The 25,614-nt window shown below is 72.5% G+C and carries 28 protein-coding genes; 14 read left to right on the forward strand and 14 right to left on the reverse strand.

The annotated features are described in order from the left end of the window. The first annotated feature begins 8 nt into the window (after positions 1–8). Both AB0B86_RS05190 and AB0B86_RS05195 read left to right on the forward strand, forming a co-directional pair. Complete coding sequence (locus AB0B86_RS05190; RefSeq protein ID WP_357415434.1) at positions 9–590, forward strand: DNA-3-methyladenine glycosylase I; 582 nt, start codon at positions 9–11, stop codon at positions 588–590. A gap of 13 nt (positions 591–603) precedes the next feature. Continuing rightward, the gene (locus AB0B86_RS05195; protein WP_357415436.1) at positions 604–1,227 is read left to right on the forward strand and encodes a hypothetical protein; all 624 of its coding nucleotides are present in this window, start codon (positions 604–606) and stop codon (positions 1,225–1,227) included. Here AB0B86_RS05195 and AB0B86_RS05200 read toward each other — a convergent pair. Genes AB0B86_RS05200 through AB0B86_RS05215 form a run of 4 tightly spaced genes read right to left on the reverse strand, consistent with a single transcriptional unit; the run spans position 1,224 to position 5,452 of the window. Then, positions 1,224–2,465, reverse strand: coding sequence for a DUF1501 domain-containing protein (locus AB0B86_RS05200; RefSeq protein WP_357415440.1), 1,242 nt, complete (start codon positions 2,463–2,465; stop codon positions 1,224–1,226). The two genes, AB0B86_RS05195 and AB0B86_RS05200, sit on opposite strands and share 4 nt — an antisense overlap. A gap of 14 nt (positions 2,466–2,479) precedes the next feature. After that, complete coding sequence (locus tag AB0B86_RS05205) at positions 2,480–3,778, reverse strand: DUF1800 domain-containing protein (RefSeq protein WP_357415444.1); 1,299 nt, start codon at positions 3,776–3,778, stop codon at positions 2,480–2,482. 59 nt (positions 3,779–3,837) lie between these two features. Further along, positions 3,838–4,629 carry an enoyl-CoA hydratase-related protein gene (locus AB0B86_RS05210; RefSeq protein ID WP_357411671.1) on the reverse strand — a complete coding sequence of 264 codons (792 nt, stop codon included), beginning with the start codon at positions 4,627–4,629 and terminating at the stop codon, positions 3,838–3,840. Positions 4,630–4,633: 4 nt separating this feature from the next. Further along, positions 4,634–5,452 carry a PaaX family transcriptional regulator C-terminal domain-containing protein gene (locus AB0B86_RS05215; protein ID WP_357075855.1) on the reverse strand — a complete coding sequence of 273 codons (819 nt, stop codon included), beginning with the start codon at positions 5,450–5,452 and terminating at the stop codon, positions 4,634–4,636. Between the two features lie 190 nt (positions 5,453–5,642). On the opposite strand from AB0B86_RS05215, the gene AB0B86_RS05220 reads away from it, so the two are divergent. Both AB0B86_RS05220 and AB0B86_RS05225 read left to right on the forward strand, forming a co-directional pair. After that, positions 5,643–5,810 (forward strand): DUF3117 domain-containing protein, encoded by a 168-nt coding sequence (locus AB0B86_RS05220; protein WP_007455245.1) that lies wholly within the window; start codon positions 5,643–5,645, stop codon positions 5,808–5,810. Between the two features lie 146 nt (positions 5,811–5,956). Further along, entirely contained in the window at positions 5,957–7,435 is a 1,479-nt protein-coding gene (locus AB0B86_RS05225) for a leucyl aminopeptidase family protein (RefSeq protein ID WP_357415449.1), read from the forward strand. Between the two features lie 6 nt (positions 7,436–7,441). Here AB0B86_RS05225 and AB0B86_RS05230 read toward each other — a convergent pair whose 3' ends face one another. Then, the gene (locus tag AB0B86_RS05230) at positions 7,442–8,092 is read right to left on the reverse strand and encodes an O-methyltransferase (protein WP_357411693.1); all 651 of its coding nucleotides are present in this window, start codon (positions 8,090–8,092) and stop codon (positions 7,442–7,444) included. Between the two features lie 527 nt (positions 8,093–8,619). On the opposite strand from AB0B86_RS05230, the gene AB0B86_RS05235 reads away from it, so the two are divergent. Both AB0B86_RS05235 and AB0B86_RS05240 read left to right on the forward strand, forming a co-directional pair. Then, a complete protein-coding gene (locus tag AB0B86_RS05235) occupies positions 8,620–9,876 on the forward strand; it encodes a trypsin-like peptidase domain-containing protein (RefSeq protein ID WP_357411669.1) in 1,257 nt (418 codons plus the stop codon). 76 nt (positions 9,877–9,952) lie between these two features. Further along, positions 9,953–10,375, forward strand: a complete 423-nt coding sequence (locus AB0B86_RS05240) for a preprotein translocase subunit TatB (protein ID WP_357411668.1) — start codon at positions 9,953–9,955, stop codon at positions 10,373–10,375. A gap of 174 nt (positions 10,376–10,549) precedes the next feature. Here the strand turns inward: AB0B86_RS05240 and AB0B86_RS05245 are convergent, their stop codons facing one another. The 3 genes from AB0B86_RS05245 to AB0B86_RS05255 all read right to left on the reverse strand — a co-directional run bounded on the left by AB0B86_RS05245 (position 10,550) and on the right by AB0B86_RS05255 (position 13,686). Next, entirely contained in the window at positions 10,550–11,698 is a 1,149-nt protein-coding gene (locus AB0B86_RS05245; protein ID WP_357411667.1) for an Mrp/NBP35 family ATP-binding protein, read from the reverse strand. A gap of 76 nt (positions 11,699–11,774) precedes the next feature. Beyond that, entirely contained in the window at positions 11,775–12,407 is a 633-nt protein-coding gene (locus tag AB0B86_RS05250; RefSeq protein ID WP_357415459.1) for a DUF1003 domain-containing protein, read from the reverse strand. Beyond that, positions 12,400–13,686: a CBS domain-containing protein gene (locus AB0B86_RS05255; RefSeq protein ID WP_357411665.1), complete on the reverse strand. Its 1,287-nt coding sequence runs from the start codon at positions 13,684–13,686 to the stop codon at positions 12,400–12,402. The genes AB0B86_RS05250 and AB0B86_RS05255 overlap by 8 nt, the downstream gene beginning before the upstream one ends. 33 nt (positions 13,687–13,719) lie before the next feature. On the opposite strand from AB0B86_RS05255, the gene AB0B86_RS05260 reads away from it, so the two are divergent. Then, positions 13,720–14,589, forward strand: a complete 870-nt coding sequence (locus AB0B86_RS05260) for a PhzF family phenazine biosynthesis protein (protein WP_357415467.1) — start codon at positions 13,720–13,722, stop codon at positions 14,587–14,589. A gap of 12 nt (positions 14,590–14,601) precedes the next feature. Next, entirely contained in the window at positions 14,602–15,132 is a 531-nt protein-coding gene (locus AB0B86_RS05265) for a hypothetical protein (protein WP_357411663.1), read from the forward strand. A gap of 110 nt (positions 15,133–15,242) precedes the next feature. Here the strand turns inward: AB0B86_RS05265 and AB0B86_RS05270 are convergent, their stop codons facing one another. Beyond that, the gene (locus AB0B86_RS05270; protein ID WP_357411662.1) at positions 15,243–15,950 is read right to left on the reverse strand and encodes an HAD family hydrolase; all 708 of its coding nucleotides are present in this window, start codon (positions 15,948–15,950) and stop codon (positions 15,243–15,245) included. A 106-nt stretch (positions 15,951–16,056) separates the two neighbouring features. Here AB0B86_RS05270 and AB0B86_RS05275 point away from each other — a divergent pair, with 106 nt between their 5' ends. After that, positions 16,057–17,013: a DMT family transporter gene (locus AB0B86_RS05275; RefSeq protein WP_357415472.1), complete on the forward strand. Its 957-nt coding sequence runs from the start codon at positions 16,057–16,059 to the stop codon at positions 17,011–17,013. A gap of 7 nt (positions 17,014–17,020) precedes the next feature. Here AB0B86_RS05275 and AB0B86_RS05280 read toward each other — a convergent pair whose 3' ends face one another. Beyond that, complete coding sequence (locus AB0B86_RS05280; protein ID WP_357415475.1) at positions 17,021–17,665, reverse strand: hypothetical protein; 645 nt, start codon at positions 17,663–17,665, stop codon at positions 17,021–17,023. A gap of 235 nt (positions 17,666–17,900) precedes the next feature. Between AB0B86_RS05280 and AB0B86_RS05285 the strand changes: the two genes are divergently transcribed. Together AB0B86_RS05285 and AB0B86_RS05290 are read left to right on the forward strand one after the other, a co-directional pair. Beyond that, positions 17,901–18,428, forward strand: coding sequence for a SigE family RNA polymerase sigma factor (locus AB0B86_RS05285; RefSeq protein WP_357411659.1), 528 nt, complete (start codon positions 17,901–17,903; stop codon positions 18,426–18,428). Continuing rightward, entirely contained in the window at positions 18,425–19,801 is a 1,377-nt protein-coding gene (locus AB0B86_RS05290; RefSeq protein ID WP_357411658.1) for a hypothetical protein, read from the forward strand. Before AB0B86_RS05285 ends, AB0B86_RS05290 begins: the two co-directional genes overlap by 4 nt. A gap of 8 nt (positions 19,802–19,809) precedes the next feature. On the opposite strand, the gene AB0B86_RS05295 is transcribed toward AB0B86_RS05290, so the two are convergent. Then, positions 19,810–20,115 carry a hypothetical protein gene (locus AB0B86_RS05295; protein ID WP_357415479.1) on the reverse strand — a complete coding sequence of 102 codons (306 nt, stop codon included), beginning with the start codon at positions 20,113–20,115 and terminating at the stop codon, positions 19,810–19,812. 11 nt (positions 20,116–20,126) lie between these two features. Further along, positions 20,127–20,951 carry an SDR family NAD(P)-dependent oxidoreductase gene (locus AB0B86_RS05300; RefSeq protein ID WP_357411692.1) on the reverse strand — a complete coding sequence of 275 codons (825 nt, stop codon included), beginning with the start codon at positions 20,949–20,951 and terminating at the stop codon, positions 20,127–20,129. 125 nt (positions 20,952–21,076) lie between these two features. Here AB0B86_RS05300 and AB0B86_RS05305 point away from each other — a divergent pair, with 125 nt between their 5' ends. Beyond that, positions 21,077–22,033 (forward strand): CoA ester lyase, encoded by a 957-nt coding sequence (locus AB0B86_RS05305; RefSeq protein ID WP_357411656.1) that lies wholly within the window; start codon positions 21,077–21,079, stop codon positions 22,031–22,033. A 76-nt stretch (positions 22,034–22,109) separates the two neighbouring features. Here AB0B86_RS05305 and AB0B86_RS05310 read toward each other — a convergent pair whose 3' ends face one another. Then, a complete protein-coding gene (locus AB0B86_RS05310; RefSeq protein ID WP_357415483.1) occupies positions 22,110–22,637 on the reverse strand; it encodes a DUF4190 domain-containing protein in 528 nt (175 codons plus the stop codon). 119 nt (positions 22,638–22,756) lie between these two features. Between AB0B86_RS05310 and AB0B86_RS05315 the strand changes: the two genes are divergently transcribed. Further along, positions 22,757–23,662, forward strand: coding sequence for an SDR family NAD(P)-dependent oxidoreductase (locus AB0B86_RS05315; RefSeq protein ID WP_357411654.1), 906 nt, complete (start codon positions 22,757–22,759; stop codon positions 23,660–23,662). A 13-nt stretch (positions 23,663–23,675) separates the two neighbouring features. Here the strand turns inward: AB0B86_RS05315 and AB0B86_RS05320 are convergent, their stop codons facing one another. Beyond that, positions 23,676–24,158 carry a DUF4190 domain-containing protein gene (locus tag AB0B86_RS05320; RefSeq protein ID WP_357411653.1) on the reverse strand — a complete coding sequence of 161 codons (483 nt, stop codon included), beginning with the start codon at positions 24,156–24,158 and terminating at the stop codon, positions 23,676–23,678. Positions 24,159–24,336: 178 nt separating this feature from the next. Here AB0B86_RS05320 and AB0B86_RS05325 point away from each other — a divergent pair, with 178 nt between their 5' ends. Next, a complete protein-coding gene (locus AB0B86_RS05325) occupies positions 24,337–25,533 on the forward strand; it encodes an acyl-CoA dehydrogenase family protein (protein WP_357411652.1) in 1,197 nt (398 codons plus the stop codon). The last annotated feature ends 81 nt before the right edge of the window (positions 25,534–25,614 follow it).

Consider the following 25,614-nt stretch of genomic DNA (forward strand, 5'->3'; position numbering starts at 1 on the left):
TGTACGACGTGACTGACCTGGTGATCGGCGCCGACGGGCTGGCTCGCTGCGCCTGGGGGTCGAGCACCCCCGACTACGCCGTCTACCACGACACCGAGTGGGGTCGGCCGCTGCGTGGCGACGACGCGCTCTACGAGCGGATGACGCTCGAGGCGTTCCAGTCCGGCCTGTCCTGGCTGACCATCCTGCGCAAACGCCCGGCGTTCCGGCTGGCCTTCGACGAGTTCCACCTCCCGAGCGTCGCCGGCTACTCCGACGCCGACGTGACCCGACTGCTCGCCGACGCCGGCATCGTCCGCAACCGGGCCAAGATCGAGGCGGCGATCGCCAACGCCCGCGCCGCGCTGGAGGTGCCGGAAGGATTGTCCGCCCTGCTCTGGTCCTTCGCCCCGGAGCCCCGACCGGCCCGCCCCGCCTCGTTCGCCGAGCTGGCGCCGATCACCCCGGAGTCGACGGCGATGGCCAAGGCGCTCAAGAAGCGCGGCTTCCGGTTCGTCGGCCCGACCACCGCGTACGCGCTGATGCAGGCCACCGGCATGGTCGACGATCACATCGTCGGCTGTCACGTCACGCTCCCCGCGGCGACGTGATGGGATGGCAGGCATGACGACCGAGACCGCGTACCGGGCCGGCGGATCCGGCCGCGCCGACGGCGTGGGAGCCTGGGCCGTGCTGCTGCCAGCCGAGCGGTACGAGGCAGAGCGGCTCGTGCACCACGACACCCTGGAGCTGACCGGGCTGGACGACCTCGCCCGGCCCGGCCCGGGAGACCAGGTGGCGGTGCTTGTCGACGGCCCGCCGCGGCTGGTCGCGCTGGGTCGGGTGCGCACGCCGGGTCAGCGCCACCGCGAAGACCCGGACGACCCGCAGTCCCCGGTCGAGCCGGTGACTGTCGTCGTGACGTACACCCGGCGGGCCTTCGACGAGCCGGTGCCGGCCGATCTGCTGACGCTCGACGGGCCGGTCACCGCGCTGGAGCCGGCGGCCTTCCGGGCGCTTGCCGACCAGCTCGGCCCGCCCCCGGCGCGGCGCACCTGGCTGGTCAGCCTCGACCTGCCGATCGAGGCCGGCACGCGGGCCGAGGCGGTCCGGTTGTTCTGGTCGTACGTGCAGGAGTTGGGCCCGCGTGAGCTGCCCGCCTTCGTCTCGCCGGCCGGCGACGAGCTGGCCATGCAGGCGTTCGTGCTGGGCGAGCAGGCCAACCAGGACCCGGAAGAGGACGACTAGAAGAGCTTGTCGAGGCGTCCCCGCCAGTCGGCGAGCACCGGGCCCGGGTCGGTGTCCAGCACCCGTTCCAGCAGCGTGGCGTAGACGTCCCGAAAGTCGGTGGTGTATTTCAGGTCGCCGTCGTCGAGATCGGTGAGGCTCGGTGCCGCACCGTGCCAACCGCCGCGTACGCCGGCACCCAGCAGCAGCATGTCCGAGGCGGTGCCGTGGTCGGTGCCGTCCGAGGCGTTGGCCCGGACGCGGCGACCGAACTCGGAGTAGACCGCCACCACCACCTTCCGTCCCGCCTCGGTGCGACTCATCCGGTCGGCGAACCCGGTGAGCGCCCGGTCCAACTGCCCCAGCAGGACTGCCTGCAACTGCTTCTCGTCCGCGTGCGTGTCGAAGCCGCCGAGCGACACCGAGAAGGCTCGGGTGGACACCTCGGCCTCGACGCACTGTGCGACCAGGTCCAGTTGCGCGTCCAGCGGCGTGCGGGCCCCGCCGGTGGCCGTCGCGGGGGCCTGCTCGCCGTCCGGGTCCGCGGGGTCCGGGTCGGCGGAGTCGCGGACCTGGCGGATCATCTCGTCCACCGACCGTAGGTCGGCGAAGCAGGCGGCTGCCCGGCTGCGGGCCGCCGACTCACCCGCCTCGGCGGCGGCGAGCGCGGTCAGGGTCTCCGCGGGCAGCCCCTTGGCTGCCTTCCGGTCGGTCACCGGCACGGCGGCGCCGGCGCTCTGCGCGCCGGCCAGCAGCGGCGGCAGCGCCGGTTCGAAGGAGACCGCCAGCCGGGGGTCGCCGCCGGCCCGGTCCAGCCAACGACCCAACCAACCGGTGTTGCCCGGCCGGTCCGGCTGCGCGGTGTGCCAGATGTCCATCGACCGGAAGTGGCTGCGGTCCGGCTTCGGGTAGCCGACCCCGCGCACTATCGCCAGCCCACCCTTCGACCAGCGCCGGTGCAGACCCTCCAGGGCCGGGTTGAGGCCGAAGCCGTCGTCCAACCGCCGCACCTCCGCGTCCGGATAGGCCAGCTCGGGACGGGCCGCCCGGTACGCCGGGTCGCCGTACGGGATGACCGTGTTGAGCCCGTCATTGCCGCCGTAGAGGGTCACCAGCACCAGCGTGCGGGACTGGGGATCACGGTCGCCGCCGGTGTCCAGCAGGTCCCGCAGGCGGTACGCGCCGGCGCCGGCGGCCAGCGCGCCCGCGCCGACCACCCCGCTGGTCAGCAGGAACCTGCGTCGGGTCTGGGTGTCCATGTCGACTCCTCCGCTCAGCTGACTGTGTATTCGGGGCTGACCAGGCCGGCTGCCAGCAGCTTGCGGGGCTCGCCGGCCAGCGGGGTGAGGGCGGCCCGGGTCCGCGCGCTCCAGCCGTCCACCACCAGGAGCCGCGCCAGCGCGTCCGCCCGGCCGGCGGTGGGCGCGGCGGTCAGCCGGGCCAGCACCGCCGGATTCACCGCGCTGGCGAGCAGTCCGGCGGTCCGCAGCCGCGCCTGCAACGAGGAGGTGGTCAGCCAGGCCGCCCCGGCCGGCCAGCCGCCGACGCTCGGCGGTCGTAGCGGCACCTGGTCCAGCGCGTTGAGGCTGGCCAGTAGTTGCTTGTGTTGCTGCTCCGGCAGGGCGGCCGGTCGGATACCGAGCTGCCGCAGCGCGCCGACCAGCCACTCCACCGGCTGCTTGACGAGCGTGCCCCGGGTCTGGGCGAAGGCCGACGCCGTGAGGATCGCCCGCAGGGTCGCGATGGTGTCCGCGCCGGACAGGCCCGCCGGGGCCGGGACGTCGGTGCCGGCGTAGCGGAACCAGAGCCGCCCGGCCACGAACGTCGCCGCCGCGGGTTGGGCGGCCAGCAGCCCGGCGTACGACTCGGCGTCGAACCGGCCGCGCTGCCCGAGGATCGTCTTCTCGGCGGGGTCGTGCCGGTTGGCCGCGAAGCGGGCCACCCCGGTCCGCCTGTCGACCACCCACCCGGTCAGGGCGCGCGCACCGGCTTTCACGTCCGCCTCGGTGTAGGCGCCGATGCCGAGGGTGAACAGCTCCATCAGCTCGCGGGCCAGGTTCTCGTTCGGGGCCTTGCGGGTGTTCTTCTGCCCGTCCAGCCAGATGATCAGGGCGGGGTCGCGCACCATCGCGGTCACCAGCGGGGCCAGCGGCCCGCGTCCGTGTCGGCGCAGCGTGTCCAGTTGGCCCTGCATCATCCGGGCCGACTTGACCTTCTGCGCGCTCGTCGCCCAGTGCCCGTGCCAGAAGAAGAGCAGCTTCTCGGTCAGCCCGTCCTCGGCGGCCACCATCCGGTCCAACCACCAGCCGGTGACCTGCTGGAGTTGCTTGCGCCGCTCCGCGTTGGCCTGCTGGCGCTGCTCGCGGGTGGATTCGCCGGTCAGTCGGGCGTACGGATCCGGGGCCAGCGCCGGCGGCGGGGTGGCCGCCGCGCCACTGTCGGCCCGCCCCGGATCGAGCAGGCGGTCCACCGTCGCCGCCGGTCCGGCCCGCTCGGCGGCGTCCACCTCGTCTGCGGTCGGCCCGAAGGTGGCCCGGCGCAGCAGATGCGCCACCGCTTCCCGGTCGCTCATGGACGCCGACGCTAGGCGGCCCGTGTTCGAGGACGGTAAGGGCGGCGTCCGAATCGCGTTCAGCGTCCCTCGAAGACCGGTTTCTGCTTGCCGACGAAGGCGAACGTGGCCGCCCGGTGGTCGGCGGTGGCGCCGCAGATCGACTGGGCCTGCGCCTCCGCCGCGAGGGCGTCGGCGAGGGTGCCGGCGTCGGCGATGGAGAGCTGCCGCTTGATCGCCCCGTACGCGACAGTCGGACCGGCGGCGAGGCGCGCGGCCAACTCCTGGGCGGTCGGCAGCACCAGTTCGTCGTCGTCGGTCAGCCGGTTGAGCAGGCCGATCCGGCAGGCCTCCTCGGCGCGTACCGGCTCGGCAAGCATCAGCAGCTCCACCGCCTTGGCGTGGCCGACCAGCCGGGGCAGGGTCCACGAGGCGCCGGTGTCGGCGGCGAGGCCGACCTTGGCGAAGGCCATCAGGAAGCTTGTGGACGGGCCACCGATGCGGATGTCGGCGAGGAAGGCAAGCGACGCGCCCGCGCCGGCGGCCATCCCACGAACCGCGGCGATCACCGGCTTGGGCAGGTTGGCGAGCCGGGCGGCGATCGGGTTGTAGTGCGCCCGGACGGTACCCAGCGGATCGCTCGCCGCGTTTTCCAGCGTCGCCACGTGCTCGCGCAGGTCCTGGCCGGCGCTGAACGAGCCGCCCGCCCCGGCCAGCACTACCGCCCGGCAGGACCGGTCGGTCTCCAGCTCCGCCAGGGTGTCCCGCAGCGCCTCCTTCAGCGCCACGTCGAGCGCGTTCATCGCGTTCGCCCGGTTGAGCGTGAGAGTGACGACGGCGTCGGTCCGGTCGACGAGCAGCGGCTCGGTCACGTGTCTAACGACCCTTCTGTCGGACGAGGCGGTTGCCGGCGTCGAGGCACTGCTCGACGTACCGGTCCGCGGCCGGCCGCAGGCGGGCGGCGTGCCGGTCGAAGAAACTGGCCGCGGCGGTGCCGGGCCAGCGTTCGGGCAGCAGCGCCGGGGGCAGCTGCGGGTCCCGGAAGAGGAAGGTACGCCACGCGTGCACCAGCCGGAACCGGGTCGCGTACGCCTCCTCGTCGCTGCTGCGCACGGTGACGGCGGAGAGCAGGGGGCGCTGATCCGCGACGAACCGCTCGTAGGCGCGGCCGATCTCGGTCAGGTTCCAGGCCCGCCGGACCACACCCATGGCGCCGGGGGTGCCGGAGAAGTGGGAGGCGGTGAACCGCTCGAACCGGATGCCGGCCTCGGCCAGGATCAGGTCGACGTCGTCGGCGGGTCGGGTGGCGACCCAGGTCTGCTCGTCGAGCGTGCCGTAGCCGAGGAAGCTCAGGTTCGCGGCCAGCCGTTGCCGGTCCCGTCGGGAGCCCGGGGCCTCCAACACCAGCAGATCGAACCGGCCGTCCCAGGTGACCCGGCCGGTCCGGTAGATCCGGGACGCCGCCTCGTCGAGTCGTCGGGCGGCTTTCGGTGTGATCGAATATCCCGGTCCGGAGATCAACCGGAGCGGCTCGAGCCAGCCCTGACGCACCATCCGGGACACGGCGGTGCGAACGGCTGGCGGTGCGATTCCCAGCGGCGCCAGCAGCTTGACCAGGGCAGCAACCGGTGCGCGGCCACCCCTCGGCCGGAGGTGGTCGCCGTACAGGTCGAAGAGTGCCGACCGTGCCTGCATGACCGCACATTGTGACAGGCCTTCTCAAGATAAGCTAGATGCTGTTACATCAATGCTGCTCCGGTTTGGGTCCGGCGGTGTTCATCAGGGAAAATCGTTTGTTGACACCTCCGCGACAGTTGCGGGTGGTCGTGACGAAGTGGCTGTGGGGCAACCCACCGACCCTGGTGTAGGTCTGAGGGGAGACAACATGGCGGCGATGAAGCCGCGGACGGGCGACGGTCCGCTGGAAGTCACCAAGGAGGGGCGGGGCATCGTCATGCGGGTCCCGCTGGAGGGCGGTGGCCGGCTCGTCGTCGAGATGACTCCCGACGAGGCCAACGCGCTCGGTGACGCGTTGAAGGCGGCGGCCGGCTGAGTAAGGAGTGGTCCGGGCGGCTTCCACCGCCCGGAGCGTTCGGCGACCCTGAGCCACCGGTACCGCCGGTGGCTCAGGGTCTTCATTCCTGCGGGCAGGCGGGCTGAGTCCCGCTCCGCGACACTTTCCTGGAGGTACGGTTCCGCGTGCTCGCCATCCGTCTGATCGCCGAGCCCGACCGGCTCGACGTCCTCGTCCTGCCTGTCCGTCCCGCCGATCCGGCGGCGGGAGGTGACGCCTCGGCCGAGCCGGTGTCGACGGCTGCGGCCCCGCCGGACGGCACGGCCGACGAGACAGCCGCGCTGGCGTCGGCGGCCCGGCTGGACGGCCGAGCTGGCGAGATCCACACCCAGTTGCGCCCCGGCCGTACCCCCGGTCGGCTCCTGCTGCTCGGCATCGGCGACGGTGGCGAGGCGGCCTGGCGGACGGCCGGCGCGGCCCTGGCCCGCAGCACCGGCGCGAGTGAGACGCATATCACCATCGCGCTGCCGGCCGAGCTGACTCCGACCGCTGTGCGCGGGTTGACCGAGGGGCTGCTGCTCGCCTCGTACCGGTACCGGCTGACCGAGGCCGGTGACGCGCCGACGCTCACCGACGTCGACCTGCTGCTCGCCGACCCGGCCACCTTCGAGGCCGTCGTCGCCACGGCCCGGACCACCGCGGCGATGACCCATCTCGCCCGTGACCTGACCAACACCCCCGCCTCGGTGAAGACCCCGCAGTGGTTCGCCGACCAGGTGGCCTCCGCCGCAGCCGACCTGCCGGACCTGCGACTGCGGGTCCGCGGCCCGGCCGAGTTGGCCGCCGAGGGCTTCGGCGGAATCCTCGCCGTGGGCGGTGGCTCGGCCAGCGGCCCGCGACTCGTCGAGCTGGACTGGCACCCCGCCGACGCGCGTACCCATGTGGTGCTTGTCGGCAAGGGCATCACCTTCGACACCGGCGGCATCTCGATCAAGCCGGTGCCGGCGATGAAACTGATGCGCAAGGACATGGCCGGCGCGGCAGCTGTCGTCGCCGCCACCCTCGGCGCCGCCGCGCTACGGCTGCCGGTCCGGATCACCACGCTCGCCCCGCTCGCCGAGAACATGGTGAGCGGCTCGGCGTTCCGCCCCGGCGACGTCGTCCGGCACTACGGCGGAACGACAAGCGAGACGACCAACTCCGACGCCGAGGGTCGACTGGTCCTCGCCGACGCCCTGGCGTACGCGGTGCGGGAGCTCAAACCGGATCTGCTGCTCGACCTGGCCACCCTCACCGGCGCCAACGCCGTGGCGCTCGGCAAGCGCACCGCCGCCCTGTACAGCGAGAACGACCAACTGGCCGCTGACGTGCTGGCCGCTACCGAGGCGGCCGGCGAGTCGGCCTGGCGGATGCCGCTGCACAACGACTACGTCGAGTACCTGGGCAGCGACATCGCCGATCTCTACAGTGCGCCGACCCAGGGGGCCGGATCGGTGCTGGCCGCCCTCTACCTGCGCGAGTTCACGGGCGAACTACGGGACCGCTGGCTGCACCTGGACATGTCGGCCCCGTCCTGGGCGGACGGCGACCAGGCCGAGGTCAGCCGCGGCGCCACCGGTTGGGGCGTGCGGTGGTTGCTGCGCTGGCTGGCCAGCGTCGACTGACCCGGATCAGCACTTCACCGCGGCGAGCACACCGTGCCCGACCGGAAGCAGGGCGGGGATCCAGTGCTCCGACTCCCGGACGGCTTTGATCGTCTCGCGGACCGTCACCGTCTCCGCGTCCCGGGCGGCCGGGTCACCGATCCGGCCGCTCGCCAACACGCCGTTGAGGGCGAGCACACCGCCCGGGCGCAACAGCCGCAGTGCGGCTTCCACGCAGGCGTGGAAGCCGGTCGCCTCCGCGTCCACGAAGACCAGGTCGTACGCGCCGTCGGCGAGTCGGGGCAGCACGTCGAGCGCCCGACCGGTGATGATCCGCGTACGGCCGGCCGCGAAGCCCGCCTCGGCGAAGATCCGCCGGGCGATCCGCTGATGCTCCACCTCCACGTCGATAGTGGTGAGCACACCGTCGGCGCGCATGCCGCGCAGCAGCCAGACCCCGCTCACCCCGGTGCCGGTGCCGATCTCCACCACCGCGCGGGCGTTGCCGGCGGCAGCCAGGAGCCGCAACGCCGCTCCGGCGCCGGGGGTGACCGCGTCGAGGCCCACCTCCAGGGCCAGGCTACGGGCGGTGCGCAGGACGAGATCCTCGGTGACGTAAGACTCGGCGAACTGCTGGGCCTGGGCCGACGAACTGCCGGTACCGGCGACCGTGGCGATGGGGCACCTCCGGGAGCGGTGCGTGGTGCGGGGGCGGGTTGGCACTGTGAGCGTAGAGGCGACCGCCAGGGGGCGCAGTCGGGCCTCCGTCTGACGCGATCACAGGGGCAACCGCTGACTCCACCGCGGGCATCCGTGCAATCCTGGAAGCGGCATCCCGTCAGCCGCGACCAGACCGGCCCGTGGCCGGGCGACGCGGCGCGGGATCCGGGGACCGACTGGGAGGCACCGACGTGACCGACGGCTGGGACTGGCGCCGGGGCGGTGAGACTCCGGCTCCGGCGCGACCGCCCGGGGCAGGGGCCCCGCCAGCGGGATCGCCCACCACGCCGGGGGCCGGCAGCACGCCCGCTGCGCCGCCGTCGGGCAGCCTGCCCGCCGAACCACCGCCGGGGGGTGCGGCCGCCGTGCCGCCGCCGGGCAGCCTGCCGGTTGGGCCGCCGCCGGGAGGTACGGCTGTTGGGCCGCCGCCGGGCGGCGTGCCGTTCGGGTCGCCGGCTGGCGTGCCGGGTTCCGGGTACCCGCCGGTGGCACAGGCACCGGGTTGGCAGGTGCCTGTGGCCGGCGGACCTGGCACCGCCGGGGCGTCGCCCTGGTGGTCCGACGCGCTCGCCGATCCCTGGCGGGACCCGTCGGCACCGACAGCGGTGGTGGTGCCGGGGGCGGTGGCGGTCGGCTCCGAGCCCGAGCCGGTCACCGATCCGGACGCGCCGGGTCGGCCGACGTTACGCCAACTGTTGCTCATTCCCGTGATCACCGCGTTGCTGGCCGGCACCCTCGGTGGGGCGTTGGGCTACGCGTTCGCGGTCCGTGGCGGGGCTGCCGGGGTGGTGCTCGGCGGTGCGCCAGCGGAGGCACCCGCGCTTGCCCAACGCAAGCCGGAGTCGCTGGCCGGGGTCGCCGAACGGGTCCTGCCCAGCGTGGTCACCATCCGGGTGAGCAGCCTCGGCGGGACCAGCGAGGGCTCCGGCTTCATCGCCACCGCCGACGGTCACGTGATCACCAACGACCACGTGGTGGCCGGTGGCACCGGCAAGGCCTCGGTGGTCTTCAACGACGGCAGCACCGCGCCGGCGACGATCGTCGGTCAGGATCCGGAGTCGGACATCGCGGTGATCAAGGTGAGTCGGAGCGGACTGCGACCTGTGGAGTTCGGCGATTCCGACGCCCTGGCCGTCGGTGACCCGGTGCTCGCCATCGGCTCGCCGCTGTCGCTCGCCAACACGGTCACCGCCGGCATCGTGAGTGCCCTGGACCGGACGATGCAGGCCGGCGAGCCGGGTGGCCCGATCCGGTACTACGCGGCCATCCAGACCGACGCGGCAGTCAACCACGGCAACTCCGGTGGGCCGTTGGTCGACGGAGCCGGACGGGTGGTCGGGGTGAACTCGACAATCAAGTCGCTTGTCGCCGAGGGGCAGGAGGCGGGCAACATCGGCCTCGCCTTCGCCATTCCGATCAACCAGGCCAAGCGGGTCACCCAGGACATCATCGGCACCGGCAAGGCCCGGCGTACGGTGATCGGTGCCCGGGCGGACGGCCCGAGTGGGGTCGCCGGGGGTGGTCTGCGGCTGGCGGAGGTGGAGCCCTCCGGCCCGGCGGACAGCGCCGGGCTGAAGGCCGGCGATGTCATCCTCAAGATCAACGGGCGGCCGATGACCGAGCCGACGGACCTGACCGCGCTGGTCCGCAAGTTCGCGCCGGGCTCGGTGGTGTCCGTCGAGTTTCGACGAGGCTCCGCCCGGCAGAACACCTCGGTAACACTCGCCGCGGACGCGAAGTGAACACCGTTCAACCCCTTGCCCGAACGCCGCCCGGCGTGCGTAGTCTTGCTGCTGAGGCGGAGAGGAGGCCAGCGGGATGTTCGAGAACCTGAACTGGTGGGAGATCGGGGCGCTGCTGCTCCTGGCGCTGCTGATCTTCGGTGATCGGCTGCCCGCGGTCATCAACGACGGCCTGCGGCTGGTGCGCAACCTGCGCAACATGGCCCGTAACGCCACCGGCGACCTGAGTCGTGAGCTGGGCACCGACATCCAGCTGGAGGACCTGCACCCGAAGGCCTTCATCCGCAAGCACCTCCTCAGCGAGGAGGACGAGGCGGCGATCCGCAAGCCGTTGCAGGGCGTCTACGACAACCTCCGCGCCGACGTCGGCAGCGTGCACGACGACCTGAAGGACGTGGCCAGCGCCGCGGACGTGCGCTCGGGCGGCTCCCGGCCCAGCACGGCCACCGGCAGCCCGTCGGCGCCGGCTCCCCGCGCCAGCTACGACGACGCCACCTGACGGACCCGCTCCGCACCGCCTGAGCCTCAGCCCGACGGTGATCAACTCGGATTTCGGGAAGTCGGCCTCTCCGTCGGGGTGGAATACCCCGACATCCTCAAAGTCGAGTCGACCACGAGACGACTCAGCCCGTCGGCCGATGGGCGGCCGACGGGCTGGCGGTGTGCGTCGAGGTCAGCGGCCGGCGGGCTTGAGACCGAGCGGCTTGCCGAGCAGCGACTCACGGCGCAGCGCGAGCCGGTCGGCGACCGCGCCGAGGGCCTGCGCGGCCGGCGACTCCGGCTCGGCCAGCACTATCGGGTTGCCCGCGTCGCCGGCCTCGCGGACCCGGGTGTCAAGCGGGATCTGACCGAGCAGCGGCACCTGGGCGCCGATGGTCCGGCTCAGCGACTCGGCGACGGCCGTGCCACCCCCGGCACCGAAGATCTCCATCCGGGATCCGTCCGGCAACTCCAGCCAGGACATGTTCTCGATGACGCCGACGACCCGCTGGTGGGTCTGCAGGGCGATCGCGCCGGCCCGCTCGGCCACCTCGGCGGCTGCCGTCTGCGGGGTGGTGACCAGCAGGATCTCCGAGTTGGGCAGCAGTTGGGCAAGTGAGATGGCCACGTCACCCGTGCCCGGAGGCAGGTCGAGCAGGAGCACGTCCAGGTCGCCCCAGTAGACGTCGGCCAGGAACTGCTGCAACGCCCGGTGCAGCATCGGGCCGCGCCACACCACCGCGGCGTTGCCGGAGGTGAACATGCCGATCGAGATCACCTTCACGCCGTGCGACTGCGGCGGCATGATCATGTCTTCGACCCGGGTGGGACGGCCGTCCGCGCCGAGCATCCGGGGCACCGAGTGGCCGTAGATGTCAGCGTCGACAACGCCGACGGAGAGCCCACGGGCGGCCAGCGCCGCCGCCAGGTTGACAGTCACGCTGGACTTGCCGACGCCACCCTTGCCGCTGGCCACCGCGTACACCCGGGTGCGCGAGCCGGGCTGCGCGAACGGGATGACCGGCTCCTCGGTGGCACCCCCACCGCGCAGCTGCGACTGCAACGACTGCCGCTGCTCCGGGGTCATCACCCCGAAGTCGATCTCCACGCCGGTCACGCCGGGCACCGCGGCGACCGCGCTCGTGATGTCCGTACGCAGTTTGTCCTTGAGCGGGCAGCCGGCGACGGTGAGCAGCAGCTCGACGCGTACGACGCCGTTGGCAGCGATCGTGGCGGAGCGGACCATGCCCAGCTCGGTGATGGGCCGGCGGATCTCCGGGTCGTTGACGGTGGCCAGGGCGGCCTGGATCGCGTCCTCGACGGTGCTCACGGGTGCTGACATGCCCGCAATGCTACGTCGCGGGGCATCCGCTGCCGCTGCTGCCCGGGGCGGTGTGAGCCAATCGATGACCCACGGATCAGCTCTCCGACCGGCGCGGCCCGGTGCCGTCCGGCCGGGGGTCGGGGGCGACGTCGCCGTCCAGGTCGTCGCGCGGCTCGTCCAGGCCGCCGCCGTCGGTCGGCCGCTGCCCGCGTCGCTCCTGCTGGCGGCGCTCCAACCGTTGCCGGCGCTGCCCCACCTCGTCCAGCTCCTCGGCCAGCCGGGCCAGTTCCGAGCGGAGGAAGTCACGGGTGGCCACCTCGCCCATCGCGATCCGCAGTGCGGCGATCTCCCGGGCCAGGTACTCGGTGTCCGCCTTCTGCGCGGTGGCTCGCCGCCGGTCCTCCTCCAACGCCAACCGGTCCCGGTCGGCCTGCCGGTTCTGGGCCAGCAGGATCAGCGGTGCGGCGTAGCTGGCCTGCAACGACAGCACCAGGGTCAGGAACGTGAAGGTGTACGGGTCGAAGCGCAGGTCCACCGGGGCCAACGTGTTCCAGGCGAACCAGATCGCGATCACCACAGTCATGACGACGATGAAGTTCGCGGTGCCCATGCCCCGGGCGATGCCCTCGGACCACCTGCCGAACGCCTCCGCGTCGAACCGGGGCAGCTTGATGCCCCGGGGTTCGCGCGGCTGGTCCAGCCGTTCGGTCCGCCGCTGCTCAGCCATCCACGCCGTCCAGCACGGTGTCGGTGGTGCCCGGGGCGGTCAGGGCGTCGCGGTCCCGCCAGTCCCGGGGTAGCGAGTGGTCCAGCACGTCGTCCACCGTCACGGCACCGACCAGCCGGTTGTTCCGGTCGATCACCGGCATGGCGACCAGGTCGTAGGTCGCCATCCGACGGGTGATCTCCGGCAGCGGTGTGGTGGGGCGCAACGGGTCGATGTCGTTGACCACCACCTTGCCCAGCAGGTCGGCCGGCGGTTCGCGCAGCAGCGCCTGGAAGTGCACCATGCCCAGGTAGCGGCCGGTCGGGGTGTTCTGCGGTGCCCGGGTGACGAAGACCTGCGCGGCGACGGCGGGGGAGAGCTGCGGCTCCCGGATCCGGGCCAGCGCCTCGGCGACCGTGGCGTCCGGCGGGAGGATGACCGGCTCCGACGTCATCACACTGCCCGCCGTGCCCGGCGTGTACTTCAGCAGCTGACGCACCGGGTCGGCCTCGTCCGGTTCCATCAGGTCCAGCAGCACGTCCTGCTCCGGTGGGGGTAGCTCGTTGAGCAGGTCGGCCGCGTCGTCCGGGTCCATCTCCTCAAGGACGTCCGCGGCCCGTTCCCGGTCCAGTGCGGCGAGGATCTCCACCTGGTCGTGCTCCGGCAGTTCGCTGAGCACGTCGGCCAGCCGCTCGTCGTCGAGCGCGGCCGCTACCTCGTTGCGCCGTGTGTCGGGCAGGTCCTGAAGCGCGTTGGCCAGGTCGGCGGGGCGCATGTCCTCCAGGACGGCGAGCAGATTCGCCGTACCCCGGTTGTCGGCGATGCCGCTGAGCCCGCGCACCCGGTCCCACTCGACCTGGTGCAGGTGGCCGCGGCGGCTGAGTCGCCCGGTCTGCTCGCGTACGGCGACCCGGGTCAGCGACCACTCGTCGCCCCGGCTGCACTCCATCGCGACGTCCACCACCGCGCCGGGCTGGCCGCCCGGGTCGAGCTGCACCCGCCGATCGAGCAACTCCTGGAGGACCAGCAGCTCGTTCGGGCGCTTCTCGAAGCGGCGCAGGTTGAGGGTGCCGGAGCCGAGCACCACCGCGTCCGCGTCGATGGAGGTGATCCGGTTGATGGACAGGAAGATCCGGCGACGCATCGGCATCTCGGCGACGAGCCCCACCACCTCCGGAGGTCGTTTGGTCGCCCGTAGCCGGGCCACGGCGTCGCGAACCCGCCCCACCTGGTCGCCGTTCGGGTCGAAGACGGCGACTCCGGCGAGACGGGCGATGTAGACCCGGGTCGGCGTGCTCACGCGCACCAGCCTAAGCGCCTAGTGTTTATCAACATGTCGACCTTGGCCTACGAGATCGTGGACGTCTTCACCGACCGCCCGTTCGCCGGCAACCCGCTGGCCGTGGTGTTCGGCGCGGAGGCGCTGGCCACCGAGCAGATGCAGGCGCTCGCGCTTGAGTTCAACCTTTCCGAGACGGTTTTCGTGCTGCCGCCGACCCAGGTCGGTGCCACCTACCGGGCGAGGATCTTCACGCCGGCCGAGGAGTTGCCGTTCGCCGGGCACCCGAGCGTCGGCGCGGCGGTCACCGCGAGCCGACGAGGGATGTTCGGTGTGGGGCAGGTCACCCAGGAGTGCGGAGCCGGGGTGCTGCCGGTCGAGGTGACAGCGACCGGGGCGACGTTGACCGGTGGCACGCCGACCCTCGGGCCGGAGTTGGACCCGGAGCCGTTGCTGGAGATCGCCGGGTTGACCGCTGCCGACCACGTCGGGCCGGCTCCCCGCGTCGCGGGCTGCGGGCTGGAGTTCCCGTACCTGCCGGTGCGCGCGGAGTCGGTGGCCCGTGCGCGGGTGGACGCGGCGGCGGCGCAGCGGTACGGGGTGTCGCACGTCAGCGTCTTCTCCTGGGATGCCGCCGCGCAAACCGCGCACGCGCGGGTGTTCGTGCCGGGGCTGGGTGTCCCGGAGGACCCGGCGACCGGCTCGGCGGCGCTCGGCCTCGGGGTCTGGCTGGTGGCGACCGGGCTGCTGCCCGGTGCCGGGCTGTCCCGGTACGCGGTGCGTCAGGGCGTGGAGATCAACCGCCCGTCCGCGCTGGCCTGCACTGTCACCGCGGCGGACGGGGTGGCGGTCGGGGCGACGGTCGCCGGTCAGGTGATGCCGGTGGCCCGGGGCGAGATCACCGTTCCGCCCTTCGTGGGTTGAGCGGCGATGCCGATGCGGGAGGATGCGGGTGTGACGGACGAGAACGCCCCCGGGGGCACACCGCTTGTCGACGAGGCGATGAAGAAGGCCGCGGTGGCCTGGGTCAGCGTGGCCGGTGGGCCGTCGCTCGCCCTCTGGTGCGCCCCGCTCGAGGGTGCGCTGCTCGTGGTCTCCGGGCCGGGCGAGCAGGCCGCGCCGGGTCTGGCCGACGCGACCGAGGCGCAGGTCACCCTGCGCGGTGATCATGGTGGTCGGATCGTCACCTGGCCGGCCCGGGTGAGCCGGGTGCGGCCGGGCACCGAGGCGTGGGACACCGCCGCGCCGCTGGTGGCGGCGAAGCGCCTCAACGCGCCGGGTCCGACCGCCGACCTGGTGGCCCGCTGGGCGGCCGACGGGTGTGCGGTGAACCGACTCACCCCGGCGGGTACGCCGCTGGCCGGCGCGGAGCTGCCCGCCGACGCGCAGGCCGAGCCACCCCGGGCCACCCCGGCGGTGCGGGCCACCCGCAAGCCGTTCCGCCTGCACCGGGTCCGCCGGCGCTGACCGCGACCGCGCCTCGATCCCCGCGGTCCGCTGCCGGTCTTCCGCGACCGCGCCTCGATCAACGCCGGCCGCGACGGCCCGCCGCGACCGGACCGCCGCCGCTGCTCGGGTCAACCGGCCCGGCCGCCGACGCCCACCACGTCGACGAGGGTGAGCACCTCACCCAGTGCGCCGAGCGTGGGACCCTGCCAGTCCAGGTCGGCGTTGAACACCATGTGTGTGGCCAGATCCGGGGCGGCGAGTCGGACGGCGGTCATCCCGGCCCGCTCGGCGCCGGTCAGCTCCTGGCTGCCGCCGTCACCGACGTAGAGGCAGTCGGCCGGCGTGAGCCCGAGCCGCTGACAGGCGGTCAGGTAGAGCACCGGATCCGGCTTGCACCGTCCTACCTGCACCGAGAAGACCCGCACGTCGAGCAGTGGGGCGACCGCGAGTTGGGGCAGGAAGGCAGGGAGCTCGTGCGTACAGTCGCTGATCACGCCGGTGCGCAGGCCGCGTTGGCGCAGGGCCGCCAGCACCGGCACGGCCTCGGCCCGCAGCCAGGTGTCCGCGCGGACCGCCCGGTGCCGGGACGCCACCGCCGCCCGCACCGCGTGGTCAGTGGGGTGTACGCCGACCTGGGCGCATACCCACCGCAGGGTCGCCTCGGCGTTGCCGAGCCGGCCGGTGGCCCGTTCGTAGTAGGTGCGGTTCAGCACCTCGGTGAGCGCATCGGTGTGGCAGCCGAGCAGCTCGGCGGTGCCGAGGTGCGCGACACCGCGCTGCACCGGGCGGGTCAGGGTGCCGAAGAAGTCGAACAGCACCGCCTGGTAGCTGGGCATGGGGGAACGCCTCCGGGCGGTCGGGGGTCGCCGGCGCGGAACCGCGTGATCGTAACGGAGTGATGACCCTCCGTGCTGACCGTCATACGTGTGAGGATTACGTCCCGTGCCCCCACCTTCATCCCGACCGACAGTGGATCCACTGACGACCGGCGCGGTCGGGCTGGCCGTGGTCGCCGTGTCGTCGTCCGCGCCGCTTATCGCGTACGCGGCGGCCCCCGCGCTGGCCATCGCGTTCTGGCGCAACCTGCTCGCGGTGGCCGTGCTGAGCCCGTTCGCGCTGGCCCGACGCCGCGCCGAGTTCCGCCGGCTGACCGTCGGGGCGGGGCGCCGGGAGGGTCTGTTCTGCGTGCTGTCCGGGGTCGCGCTCGCCGGGCACTTCGCGACCTGGGTGCCGAGCGCCCAGCTCACCACCGTCGCCACGTCCACCGCCCTGGTCGCCACCCAACCGGTCTGGCAGGGGCTGATCGCCCGCGCCCAGGGGCGGCGGTTGCCCCGGGTGGTGTGGATCGGCATCGCGGTGGCGGTCGGCGGTGCGGCGATCGCCACCGGGGTGGACGTGGGAGTCTCCGGTCGGGCCGTCCTCGGCGACGTGCTGGCGCTGGTCGGGGCCATGTTCGCCGCCGTCTACACCGCCTTCGGCGAACGGGCCCGTGCCAGCATCAGCACCACCACCTACACCACCATCTGCTATGGGATCTGCGCGCTGATCCTGCTGGCCCTGTGCCTGGTCGGCGGGGTACGGCTGACCGGGTTCGACGGGCGCACCTGGCTGGCCATCCTGGCCCTGGTGGCCGGCGCGCAGTTGCTCGGGCACTCGATGTTCAACTACGCCCTGCAGAAGATCTCGGCGACCACGGTGAGCGTGCTGATCCTGCTGGAAGCCCCCGGCGCGGCCCTGCTCGGCTGGGCCTGGCTGGGACAGTTGCCCCGCCCGTACGCGCTTGTCGGGATGGCGCTGCTGCTGGTCGGGGTGGCGGTGGTGGTGCTCGGCGGTGCTCGCGCCGGCCGCCGGGCAACCGCACCCACCGCCCTGCCCGCCGATCCGACGCCACTGTCCTGAAGGAGATTCAGAGGTACGCGGCGAAGTGCTCGGCCACCAGGTCGGTAAGTCCTTCCCCGTCCAGGCTGCCGTCGACCCGGATCACCCGGACCGCGAGTCGCTCGGCCTGCACGACCGCGTCCGCCGCCACCAACTCGTCGCGTTCCCACCGGTGCCGGTTCGCACGACTCGGATCGCTGACCCCGGCCACCGGGGCGTTGGCCCGGGGCAGCCGACTGAGCTGGTCGGCGCGAAACCCGGGGGTTGGCACCAGCACCACCATCTGCCGTACCGACTCCACGAGCGGCGCGACAAGTTCTGGTCGCAGCCCCCACCCCTCGGCCACCACCCGCCGGCCGGAGACCAGGGCGCTGAGGTCGTCGAGCACCCATTCGAAGCGACGGGGAAAGCCGGCAAGTGTCTCAGCCGCCATCCGCGCCGGATCGGTGTGCACCCAGGTGGCGTCCGGGTCGGGACCGGCAGGCGGCTCACCACGCCGGACGCGGTCGGCCACGCGCCGGTCGTCGTGGCCGCGGGCGTCGTGCCGGTCGTAGAGGTACGCGGTCAGTCCGTGCCGCAGCGCCAGGTTGACGGCGACTGTGGACTTGCCGGCCCACTGCCCGCCGCCGATCCAGAGGGCCCGTCGCGCGGTGGCCATCGCATCGAAATTCACCTACTCACCCTGACCCTCGGCTAAGCCAAGATCAAGTCTTGTTCTCGCGGGTTGAGGATGATGAAGTAGAGGTAGAAGGCACGTCCCGCACCTCGATGACCCGGGTGGTCGGCGCGGAGTCGCCGGAAGTGGCGCCCAACGTGCCCTGTTCCCCGTCGGCGAGGAACACATTCGCCGCCTGGTTCCCTCCGCAGCAGGTCCGCCCGGCGTCTATCCCGGCGAGGAGGGCGATCCGTTGACGACTGAGGACCGCACCCGGGACGGCTTCGCCGACTTCGTCCGGGCCGAGACCGCCGGGCTGACCCGGCTCGCGTACCTGTTGACAGGTGACCGGCACCACGCCGAGGACCTCGTCCAGGTTGCCCTGGCCCGGGTCGCGGTGCGCTGGGAGCGGGTCGCGGAGCCGCACGCCTACCTGCGTCGGGTGCTCTGCACCCAGGCGGCCAGTTGGTGGCGTTGGCGACGGGCCCGCCCACCGGAGCGGCTGGACGGGGTGGTGCCGGAACTACCCCATCCGGGTGACGACGCCGACGTCCGCCTGGTGCTGTGGACAGCGTTGGCCCGGCTCACCGTGCGGCAGCGTGCGGTTCTCGTGTTGCGTTACTACGAGGACCGCACCGAGACCGAGACGGCCGCGCTGCTCGGCTGCCGGGTCGGCACCGTGAAGAGCCAGACCCGGCACGCCCTGGGCCGGCTGCGGGTGCTCGCCCCCGAGTTGGCCGAACTCGTCGGTCAGAGCCCGCAGGAGGTGACCTCCCGATGACCGCCCGACTCTCCGAGGCGCTGCACCGCCTCGCCGCCGACGTGCCGGCCGCGCGCGTACCGGACGGGCTCTTCGACGCGGCGCGGACCCGGCACCGTCGTCGCCGGGCCGTCGTCGCCGGCACCCTCGCCGTCCTGGTCCTTCTCCTCGGCACCGGGTACGCGCTGCACCCGGTGACCCTGCCGCTGCCCGCCGGCCCGCGTCACGAGCGGGCGGGCCTGCCCACCAGGCTCGTCGACCCGCCGCTGCGGACCGCCTCGATCGGCTACTCGGCGCCGGGCGCGGCGGCGATGCTCTTCGGCGGTCCCGCTGTGCGCACCAACTGGTTCGAAACCCGGGTGGGTGTGGTGGCCGCCGCCGACGACCGCTACCGGGTGTTCGACGGCGATCCGGCCGTCGCGGGTTTCGAGGCGCTGCTCTCCCCGGACGGCCGGTACGCCTGGGTGGGCGCGTCGCTGCTCGACCTGACGTCCGGTCGGACCCTTCGAGACCGCCCGGACGGCTACCCGCTCGCCTTCGCGCCGGACGGGAAACGCCTGGTCTACGCCACCGACGACACCACGTTCACGGCCCCGAACACCTACCACACCCCGTACGTGGGGGTCTACGACCGGGAGCGCGGATCGGACGTGCTGCGGGTGCGGGTCGGCACCGGCTGGATCCCGCCGGGGCGCACGGCCGCGCTGTCGCCGGACGGCGGCGACCTCGCCCTCCAGGTCCGCGACGAGGTCTGGCTGACCCGGGTGGACGACGCGGGCGCGGATCAGGTCGCCGAGCCGTACCGGAAGCTGCCGCTGCTGGGTGGGCGGCTCGCCGGGGCCGGGTCCTGGCTGCCGGACGGCCGTTCGGTGGCCGTCCTCGGCCGGTCCACCTGCACCGACTGCCCGGTGCCGTCCTACCGGCGCACCTGGACACTGACCGTCCGGTCGACTGTCGATGGTGCCCCGTTGGCAGCGGCGGCGTTCCCGCCGCTGCGCTCCCGCTCGTTCGTGCAACTGCTCGGCTGGCGCTCGCCGGACGAGGCTGTGGCGTTGGTCGGCGTGCCGGGTCCGACGGCGGAGGATCTCCCGGAGGAGCACGACATCGCCTGGGGGCCGTATCACGAGGTCGGCACGCAGGCTGTGGAACTCGTGGTGCTACGTCGGGGGGCCGCCGCGCCGGACGTGCTCTTCCGGACCCCGGAGGGCATCACCGACCTGTCGGTCGCCGCCGACCTCGCGATCAGCGGGGCGGTACGCGAGTCCGGCCGTCCCCACTACGGGCCGCCGCCGTTCTGGGCGCTCGCGGTGGGGCTAGTAGTGGTCGTGCTCGTCGCCCGGCCCGTGCTGTCGATGCTGCACCGCTGGCGCGACCGGCGACGGGCTCGGGCCTAGGGTCTGCTTCATAAGAGCTGGCCGGCCTGCGGGGGGTTCTGGACCTCCTGCACCTCGATGACCCGGGTGGTCGGCGCGGAGTCGCCGAGGGCGCTCCGCATGGCCATCCGCTCCGGGTCGACGAGGAACGACTCGTAGCCGCCCCGGTCGTCGAAGCGGATCACGTGCACCTCGGTTCGCCCGTCGGTGCCCCGCAGCCTCCGGTCCAGGTGGCCGCCGTGCCGCCCGAGCAGGGCCAGCACCGCGTCCTCGTAGCGCTGCCCGGCCCCCTCGGCCCCGACGGCGAACTCGACGATCGCGACAAGTGTCAGCATGCCGGCCCGCCCTAGCTGTCGAGCCCGACGGCCTTGGCGCTCGCCGCCCAGAGCCGGGCGGCGAGTTGCGGATCGGCCGCCTTGCGGCGGGGCCGGCGCGGCCGACGGTCCACGTAGTAGCCGCCGTTTATCAGCCGGGAGCGCTCCTGGTTCGCCAGCCACACAAGGGTCTCGGCGGCCTTCTCCGGGCTGCGGAACGGCACGACCCGCATGCCGAACGCCACAAGCCTGCTGTCGTTCGCGAACCGGGTGCGCACCACCCCGGGGTGGAAGCTGTACGCGGGAATGTCCGGCCAGCGCCGCGCCGCCTCGGCGGTGAACAGGATGTTCGCCTGCTTGCTGGTGCCGTACGCGCCCAGCGGGCGGTAGCCGCGCAGCGGGGCGTTCAGGTCGTCGGGGTCGAGGGTGCCGAAGCGGTGCGCGCCGGAGGCGGTCACCACGATCCGGCCCAGCCGGTCGGCGAGCAGGTTGGTGAGCAGGAACGGGGCCAGGTGGTTGGCCTGGATCGACATCTCGAAGCCGTCGACGGTGCTCAGGGGTTGCAACGCGATAGCGCCGGCGTTGTTGGCGAGCACGTCGATCCGGTCGTACGCGGCCCGGAGCTGCTCGGCCAGTCGGCGTACGTCGTCGAGGATCGCGAAGTCGGCCCGGAACAGCTCCGGGCGCTCGCCCGAGGTCTCCCGTACCCGTTCGGCCGCGGCCTGTAGGCGTGCCGGGTCCCGCCCGACCAGCGCCACCCGGTCCCCTCGGCAGGCCAGTTGCACGGCGGCTGCCAGGCCGATGCCGGAGCTGGCCCCGGTCACCACCACCAGTCGACGCCCAGTGAGATCTTCCACAGGTCCATTCACCCCGGTCATGGCGCGAGGTTACCGTGGCGTCACCACGCCCTTTGGGATCGTTAAGTTTTCGTCGCAGTCAGGTGGCGTCGGCATGTCCGCCGGACGCTGGAAGGAGCGCATCAATGGCCGCAGTCGGTCGTCCCCGCCGGTCGTGCCTCGCCGTGCCCGGTTCCAGCGTGAAGATGCTCGGCAAGGCGCAAGGGCTGCCGGCCGACCAGGTCTTCCTGGACCTGGAGGACGCCGTCGCGCCGCTGGCCAAGCCGGACGCGCGCAAGAACATCGTGGCCGCGCTCAACGAGGGCGACTGGGCCGGCAAGACCCGGGTGGTACGGGTCAACGACCTGACCACGCCGTGGACCTACCGGGACGTCATCGAGGTGGTCGAGGGCGCCGGCGCGAACCTGGACTGCGTGATGCTGCCGAAGGTCCAGACCGCCGAGCAGGTGCACTGGCTGGACCTGCTGCTCACCCAGATCGAGAAGACGCTCGGCCTGGAGGTCGGCCGGATCGGCATCGAGGCGCAGATCGAGAACGCCGCAGGTCTGGTCAACGTGGACGCGATCGCCGCCGCCTCGCCGCGGGTGGAGACCATCATCTTCGGCCCGGCCGACTTCATGGCGTCGATCAACATGAGGTCGATGGTGGTCGGCGGCCTGATCCCGGACTACCCCGGCGACCCGTACCACTACATCCTGATGCGGATCCTGATGGCCGCCCGGATGCACGACAAGCAGGCCATCGACGGCCCCTTCCTGCAGATCCGGGACGTCGACGGGTTCCGCGAGGTGGCCAAGCGCTCGGCGGCGCTGGGCTTCGACGGCAAGTGGGTGCTGCACCCCGGCCAGATCGACGCGGCGAACGAGGTCTACCAGCCGGCGCAGGCCGACTACGACCACGCCGAGTTGATCCTCGACGCGTACGAGCACTACACGTCGGAGGCCGGCGGCAAGCTGGGCGCGGTGATGCTCGGCGACGAGATGATCGACGAGGCGTCCCGCAAGATGGCGCTGGTGATCGCCGCCAAGGGTCGGGCCGCCGGGATGAGTCGTACCTCGTCGTTCACCCCACCGGCCGGCTGACCGGTCGGGCTGGGACGACCGCCGCCGGCCGTCGTCCCAGCCCGCCGACCGGCGGTACGCCGACCTCGCGCGTCGGTCAGGAGCTGCTGTTGCCCGTGGTGATCGCGATGATGATCGCGACGGCGTAGAAGGCGAGCAGCAGCCCGAGCAGCCCGGTGAGGATCCAGCCGATGATGATGGCGGCCTTCGCCATCCCCGCACCGCCTTCGCCGCTGAGCAGGATCTGTTTCTGCGCCACGTGCCCGAGGATCGCGCCGACCGGAGCGGTGATGCAGGACGCGAAGCCGACAAGCGCGAGCACCAGCGCGGCGATCGCCATCCCGTTCGTCTTCTGCGGTGGGTAGCCGTAGCCGGGGTACTGCGGCGGGTAACCGGGTTGCGGGTAGCCGGGCTGGGCGTAACCGGGCTGGGCGTAACCGGGCATCGGCTGGCCCACCGGCGGTTGCCCTCCGGCGTACGGGTCGACCGGCGCGTACGGGTCGACGGGGCCGGGTTGGGCGGGCACCGGATGACCCGCCACGAGAGTCGGGTCCGGTGCGGGGCTCGACGGCTGAGCCGACCAGGTGGGATCGGACCAGTTTCCGGGCGGCGGGGGAGTGGTCATGCGAACTCTCTTCGTCAGGTCGGTTTGCGCTGTCAGGGTAGTCAGCACAGCCCAAACCCGACGCCCCCACCACCGGGTGCCGCGTTGCTCGGACCGGTCCTAACGGGCAGGATCCTGGCATGGCATTCGACGCGCGCGCCGCGGACCGTTCCGGCAGCCGACCCAGACGGGACGTCAGCCGCCCGGGCGGGGCCCGGCGGGCCCGCGCGGCCACGCCGGCGGGCAGCCCGGGTCCGGACGAGCCGGTCGCGCTCGCCGACCCGGTGACCATGCGCCTCGACGGGCGGGTCGCCCTGGTGACCGGGGCGGGCAGCCCGGACGGCATCGGGTACGCCACCGCCCGGCGGCTCGCCGACCTGGGCGCGCGGGTGGCCGTCGTCTCCACCACCCGGCGCATCCACGAGCGGGCCGGTGAGCTGGGGGTGACCGGCTTCGTCGCGGACCTGACCGACGAGTCCGAGGTCGGCGCGCTTGCCGACGCGGTCGCCGAGCAACTGGGCGACGTCGAGGTGCTCGTCAACAACGCCGGCCTCGCCAGTCGGGCCAGTCAGGGGGTGTTGCGGCCGGTCGCGCAGCTGAGCTACGACGAGTGGCGCGGCGAGATCGACCGCAACCTGTCCACCGCGTTTCTGTGCAGCCGGGCGTTCATCGGTGGGATGGCCGAGCGGGGCTGGGGTCGGATCGTCAACCTGGCGGCCACGGCGGGCCCGGTCAACGCCCTACCCACCGAGGCCGCGTACGCGGCGGCGAAGGCCGGGGTCGTCGGGCTGACCCGGGCGCTGGCCATGGAGATGATCGCGGACGGGGTGACTGTCAACGCGGTGGCGCCCGGCACCATCCACACCGCCGCGTCCACCGTGGCCGAGATCAAGCAGGGGCTGGGCACACCGGTCGGTCGACCGGGCACCCCGGACGAGGTCGCCGCCGCGATCAGCTTCCTCTGCTCGCCGGCCGCCTCGTACATCACCGGTCAGATGCTCGTGGTGGACGGCGGTAACAGCGTCCGCGAGGCCCGGTTCCGGTGACCGGCGCGGCGGATCAGTAGCCGCCGCTGTCGCCGGTGTTGCCGAAGGCCACCAGAGCCAGCCAGCCACAGCAGGCCAGCACGGTGAGCCCGGTGAACACGTACCCGAGGATCAGCCCCCAGGTGGCGAGCTGGTCGCCCTCCTCGCCGCTGGTGCGGATCTGCCGCTTCGCCAGGTGCCCGAGCACGGCGCCGGCCGGCGGAAAGACGAAGGCGAAGATGAGCGACAGGATCGCCAGCACATTTGTGCCTCGACCCGGTCCGGTCGGCGGGCCGTACTGGGCGTAGGGGCCCTGCGGGGGATACGGCGGCTGCTGACTCCAGTGCCCCGACTGGTGCGGCCCCTGCTGCCCGTACGGCGATGGCTCGTCCGCTGGCGGCCCGTACGGTGACTGGCCGGCCGGCGGCGGCGCGTAGGGTGACTGGTCCCGGGGTGGCTCGTAGGGTGACGGCGGTTGCTCGTCTGATGGTGGTCCCGACGGCGGCGGGTGGCTCACGCGCTGTCCTCCTCCTGCCGGTGCCGGAAAAGTCCCTCTTGCCGGACGCTACCCGTAGCGGTGAACCTTTTCACAGTGGTTGTGTGGACTGGTCACCTTGGCCTCGTCGGCCCGCGCGACCGATACTGACCCAGCGTTCAGTTACCCACGAGTAGTGCGCGGATCCCCGGAGGCTGAGATGGCTCGACTCGCCCAGACGCCCGGCCTGACCGATGTGCAGCAGTCGATCCTGGAGACCGTTCGGGACTTCGCCGACAAGGAGATCATCCCGCACGCCCAGCGGCTGGAGCACGCCGACGAGTACCCCACCGACATCCTCGACGGCATGCGCGAGATGGGGCTGTTCGGCCTCACCATCGCGGAGGAGCATGGTGGGCTCGGCGAGTCGCTGCTCACCTATGCGCTCGTCGTGGAGCAGTTGTCCCGGGGCTGGATGTCGATCTCCGGCATCGTCAACACCCACTTCATCGTGGCGTACCTGATCTCCCAGCACGGCTCCGCCGAGCAGCAGGCCCGCCTGCTGCCGAAGATGGCCACCGGCGAGGTGCGCGGCGCGTTCTCGATGTCAGAACCGGGTTGCGGTTCGGACGTCGCGGCGATCGGGTCCAGGGCCGTCCGGGAGGGCGACAACTACGTGCTCAACGGACAGAAGATGTGGCTGACCAACGGGGCGTACTCCTCGGTGGTGGCCACCCTCGTCAAGACCGACACCGGCGCCGACTCGGTGTACGGCAACATGAGCACCTTCCTGCTGGAGAAGGAGCCGGGCTTCGGCGAGACCGCCCCCGGCCTCACCATCCCCGGCAAGATCGAGAAGATGGGCTACAAGGGCGTCGAGACCACCGAGATGGTGCTCGACGGGGTGACGGTGCCCGACTCCGCGATCCTCGGCGGCGCCGACCAGGTGGGCCGCGGCTTCTATCAGATGATGGACGGCATCGAGGTGGGCCGGGTCAACGTGGCCGCCCGCGCCTGCGGCATCTCCATCCGCGCCTTCGAGTTGGCCGTCGCGTACGCCCAGCAGCGCAAGACCTTCGGCCAGCCGCTCGCCAAGCACCAGGCGATCGCGTTCAAGCTCGCCGAGATGGGCACCAAGATCGAGGCCGCGCACGCCCTCATGGTCAACGCCGCCCGCCTCAAGGACGCCGGCCAACGCAACGACGTCGAGGCCGGGATGGCCAAGCTGCTCGCCTCCGAATACTGCGCCGAGGTCGTCCAGGAGGCGTTCCGCATCCACGGCGGCTACGGCTACTCCAAGGAGTACGAGATCGAGCGGCTGATGCGGGAGGCCCCGTTCCTGCTCATCGGCGAGGGCACCTCGGAGATCCAGAAGACAATCATCAGCCGTGGCCTGCTGAAGGAATACAAGCTCTGACCCGCGCCCAGGCCGGTGACCCGCCCTCACCCCACCAGCCCTCCCGCACTCACCCCAACCTCGTCGATCAAGGAGTCGTGG

The organism is Micromonospora sp. NPDC049047 (genome assembly GCF_040649135.1).
Classification (GTDB): domain Bacteria; phylum Actinomycetota; class Actinomycetes; order Mycobacteriales; family Micromonosporaceae; genus Micromonospora.